Raw genomic sequence first — 4,082 nt, 5'->3', positions numbered from 1 at the left:
GCGCTGGTCGGGGTGCTGGCCCGCGGCCCCGCCCTGTCCGTGGGCCTCGGCCTGGTCTGGGCCCTCGTCGTGGAGAACCTGCTGCGCGCCGTCGCCTCGGCGCTCGGCCCGCTCGAGGTGGTCACCGACCACCTGCCCGGGACGGCTGCCGGCTCCCTGGCCGGTGCCCTCGGCTCGACTCCGGTGGGTACGGAGGGCGGCACCCCCGGAGTCCTCACCACGCTCTCCGGGACGTCGGCGACGGTGGTGCTGTCCGCCTACGTCGTGGGTTTCGTGGCGGCACTGTTCATCGTGGTCTCCCGCCGCGACGCCTGACACCCGGTTTCGCCCGCCCTCGGAGATCATCGCGGTGTCAGGAGACGTATGCCGTGTGCCTGCCCGACGGCTCCTGCTCGCCCTCGGGTTCCAGCCGGACCGGCGGCAGGAGCCGGCCGATCCACCGCGGCAGCCACCAGGCCCGCTCGCCGAGCAGCCGCAGGACAGCCGGCACGACGAGGCAGCGGATCACCACGGCATCGAGCAGGACCGCGACCGCGAGCCCGAGGCCCATCTCCTGGAGCATCCGGCCGGGGCTCGCCAGGAACGCCCCGAAGACGACGATCATGATCGCGGCCGCCGCGGTGATCACGCCGCCCGTCATCGCCAGCCCCTCGCGGACGGCGGCGGTTGCGTCTCCCGTGCGCTGCCACTCCTCGTGGATCCGGGAGACCAGGAACACCTCGTAGTCCATCGACAGCCCGAAGACGACGGCGAACACCACCACCGGCAGGAACGCCTCGATGGGGCCGGGCTGGGCCCCGAAGTGGCCGTCGCCGAACACGAAGGTCATGACGCCCAGGGCCGCGCCGATGCTGAGGAGGTTGAGCAGCGCGGCCTTGACCGCGATGACGAGGGAGCGAAAGACCGCCATGAGCAGGAGTGCCGACAGCAGCACCACGGCTCCGATGAACCAGGGCAGCCGCTGGCCGACCGCGTCGGAGAAGTCGATCGTCGCGGGCGTGGCGCCGCCGACCAGGTAGCGACCACCGGCGTGGTCGTCGACGCTTGGCAGCACGTCGTCACGCAACCGGTGCACCAGGTCGGTCGTCTGTTCCGACGCGGGAGCGGTGGTCGGCGTGACGATCAGGGTCCAGCCGGCGCTCCCGGAGGCCAGCGGACCGCGCACGTCGGCCACGCCCGGCGTCGTCCGAAGCACTCGGGCGGCGGACTGGGCGCCGCGCTGGTCGCTCTCGGCGAGCACGATCAGGGGGCTGCTCGCGCCCGGCCCGAAACCGTCGGCCAGGAGGTCATAGGCCTTGCGCGTGGTGCTGTCCGGCGGGTTCGTCCCGGCATCGGCGAATCCGAGGCGCAGGTGCAGGACGGGAGCAGCCAGCAGGAGGAGTATCGCGAGGCCACCGATGAGCACGGGCAGCGGGCGACTTTGCACGCGGTCGGCCAGGAGCCGCCACCGGTCCCCCGGCGTTCGGCCCGATCGACTGGCGCGCCGCTGCACCGCCCGCTCCAGCCGTCGGCCGAAAAGCATCAGCAGCGCCGGCAGCAGCGTGATCGAGGCGACCATGGTCAGCAGCACGGTCAACGCGATCGTGAGCGCGAGCCCCTGCAGCGCGGCGAGACCGAGCACCAGCAGGCCGAGCAGGGCGATGATCACCGTGCATCCCGCGAAGAGCACCGACCGGCCCGCCGTGTCCAGGGCACGGGCGGTGGCGGTATCGCGGTCGGCGCCGCGCAAGAGCTCGCTGCGGTAGCGAGAGAAGACCAGCAGCGCGTAGTCGATGCCGACACCGAGGCCGACGAGCATCATCATCGGCGCGGCATAGGTCGGCACCGTGGCCAGGTGTGACACGAGGGCCACCAGGCCCACCGAGCTGCCGACGGCGAACGCTGCGGTGATGAGGGGCAACCCGGCAGCCAGGATGGACCCGAAGAGCGGGATGAGGATGAGCAGGGCCGCCAGCATGCCGATTCCCTCGGACGAGCCGCCCGGTGCCGTGGCATCCTGCACGGCGTCACCCGCGAGCTCGACCTCCAGGCCGTGCCCCTGGTGGGCCCGCGCGGTGCTGACCAGCTCGCGCACGTCGGCCGGGTCGGCATCCATGGGAGCGGTGTCGAGCGTGACTGTGAAGAACGAGGTCTCGCCGTCGGGCGAGACGGCGCCCGGGCTCGTGTAAGGGTCGGCGACCTGCTGCACGTGCGCCAGCGCCGCAACCCGGGTTCGCAGTGCGTCGACCCTCGCCCGGACCTGCGGTGAGGTCAACCCTGCCTCGTCATGGACCACGATCTGGATGGCCGCTGCGCTCGCGTCCCGCCCGACCGCGTCCGCGACCTGCTGGGACTCGCTGCCCGGCAGGTCGTAGTTGTCGCGGTAGGCGTTCCCCAGCGCGAGCGAGGCACCCGTGATCGCGGCCAACGCCACCACCCAGCACACCAGAGCTCTCCAGTGGTGACGGGTCGACCACGACCCCAGGCGCTCGAACCGGCTCGACATGACAACCTCCATAGGTAGACGCTCTATATATAGAACATCTACATGTTGATTGTCTATCTATTACCGAATGCGTAGGCTGGGCCTGTGAGGAGCGACGCGGTGCGTGGGCACATCGACGGCATGGTGCTGGCCACGGTCGAGCACGAGCCGCTGCACGGCTACGCCATCCTCGAGTCACTCACCCGTCGGAGCGGCGGCGCGCTGGACCTGCCGACCGGCACGATCTACCCCGCATTGCGCCGGCTCGAGAAGAGCGGCTTCCTGGCCAGCGAGTGGAGCACCGTGGGCGGCCGCAAGCGGCGGACCTACCGATTGACCGAGGCGGGGCGCCGGGCCCTGGCCGACGAACGGACCTCCTGGCGCGACCTGTCCGGCGTGGTCGAGGCGCTGCTACGACCGCAGCCGGGTCCGGCCTAGGTCCTGCGTGCGCGCGAGCGCACGCAGACAGCGCAGGCTCGCCACCGAGATCAGGCCGTAGGGCACGAGTGCGATGCCACCGGCGATGGAGAGCCCGATCGGCAGCGGCGTGCTGGACACCGAGACCATGGCCACCGCTTGCCCGGCGATCAGCAGGCTGAGCACCAAGGTGGCCAGCACGGCCCGCAGCAGCCCCTTGCGAATCCCGAACCGGCGCACGCCGATCCCACCGAGCAGCACGAGCAGCGGCGCGGCCACGAGGCACGCGATGCCCACCACCTGGACACCGACGCCGAGCAGCGCCCCCACCCTGCCGTCCGGCTCGGCGGAGCCGACCGCAAGGTCCCAGGCCACCGGCTGGGCGGCAGTCACCACGAACAGGCCCAGGCCGATCCGCCGGCTGGAGCCGGAGGAGAGCACCGCCTGGTAGGCCGGGGCCACGTCGTCGACCGACCCGAACGCCGCCACTGCCCGTCGCTGCGCGTCGAGCTCGGACCGACCCCCAGCCACCATCGCCTCGGTGGCGTCGGTCAGGTGGTCGCGCGCTTCGCGCAGAAGGTCGTCCTTCGCGCGCCGTGGTCCGCGTAGCTCGCGGCCCAGCGCGACGACATACGCCTCCACCCGATCCCCATCTGCCGTCACGGTGCCATGGTCGTCCGGAGGCACGCCGCAGGCAACCCGTTTGCCGCCCCCGGCGGACGATTCCGGGAAAGTTCAGGGAGGACCCTGACCCCCGTAGGAATCATCGTGAGGTCGCGGGCCCGGAGAGGGCACCAAACCTCACGAAGATTCCGCACGGATCATTCCGCACGAGATCAGGGGAGGGTGAGGCCGAGGTGGGTCCGCAGGCCCTGCACCCCCGAGTCGGTCAGCCGGACGGCGCGGTCGCGCGGACGCCGCACCAGCCAACCCCGGTCGACCATCGCCGTCGCCACGGCTGCTCCGAGCCGGCCCGCCAGGTGGTGGCGCTGCTCGGTCCAGTCGATGCAGGTTCGCAGCAGCGGACGTCGGGTCCCGCGGGCGTCCAGAAGGGACTGCAGGTCGACCCCTAACGATCCGAGCACCGGCTGGGCGTGCGGACCGAGTTCGTAGGGGTGCTCCGCCCGCTGCGCCGACAGCGGGTCACCGGGGCGCCGCGCGGTGTCCGGTCGGCCGTCCACCGCGACCAGCGCCCGATGGT

General features: G+C 71.9%; 3 protein-coding genes and 2 pseudogenes. 2 read left to right on the top strand and 3 right to left on the bottom strand.

From position 1 onward, the window contains the following. A pseudogene (locus tag FRW57_RS23470) lies at window positions 1-315 on the top strand (ABC transporter permease); the annotation flags it as partial. A gap of 37 nt (window positions 316-352) precedes the next feature. On the opposite strand, the gene FRW57_RS18335 reads toward FRW57_RS23470, so the two are convergent. After that, window positions 353-2,485, bottom strand: a complete 2,133-nt coding sequence (locus FRW57_RS18335; RefSeq protein WP_203230406.1) for an MMPL family transporter — start codon at window positions 2,483-2,485, stop codon at window positions 353-355. A gap of 84 nt (window positions 2,486-2,569) precedes the next feature. Here FRW57_RS18335 and FRW57_RS18330 point away from each other — a divergent pair, with 84 nt between their 5' ends. Then, window positions 2,570-2,902, top strand: coding sequence for a PadR family transcriptional regulator (locus FRW57_RS18330; protein ID WP_152186689.1), 333 nt, complete (start codon window positions 2,570-2,572; stop codon window positions 2,900-2,902). Here FRW57_RS18330 and FRW57_RS18325 read toward each other — a convergent pair. Further along, a complete protein-coding gene (locus tag FRW57_RS18325) occupies window positions 2,876-3,544 on the bottom strand; it encodes a permease prefix domain 1-containing protein (RefSeq protein ID WP_152186688.1) in 669 nt (222 codons plus the stop codon). The two genes, FRW57_RS18330 and FRW57_RS18325, sit on opposite strands and share 27 nt — an antisense overlap. 173 nt (window positions 3,545-3,717) lie before the next feature. Next, window positions 3,718-4,082: pseudogene (locus tag FRW57_RS23465) on the bottom strand (hypothetical protein); the annotation flags it as partial.

Origin of the sequence: Segeticoccus rhizosphaerae (genome assembly GCF_009192725.1) — a bacterium.
GTDB classification, from domain to species: Bacteria; Actinomycetota; Actinomycetes; order Actinomycetales; family Dermatophilaceae; genus Segeticoccus; species Segeticoccus rhizosphaerae.
The sequence above is the reverse complement of the archived record's forward strand: the minus strand, read 5'-3'. Positions and strand labels throughout refer to the sequence as shown.

What these genes read in the sequence shown, in the direction of transcription:
- FRW57_RS18335 (WP_203230406.1), bottom strand. Translation starts at nt 2,485, where the DNA reads ATGTCGAGCCGGTTCGAGCGCCTGGGGTCGTGGTCGACCCGTCACCAC.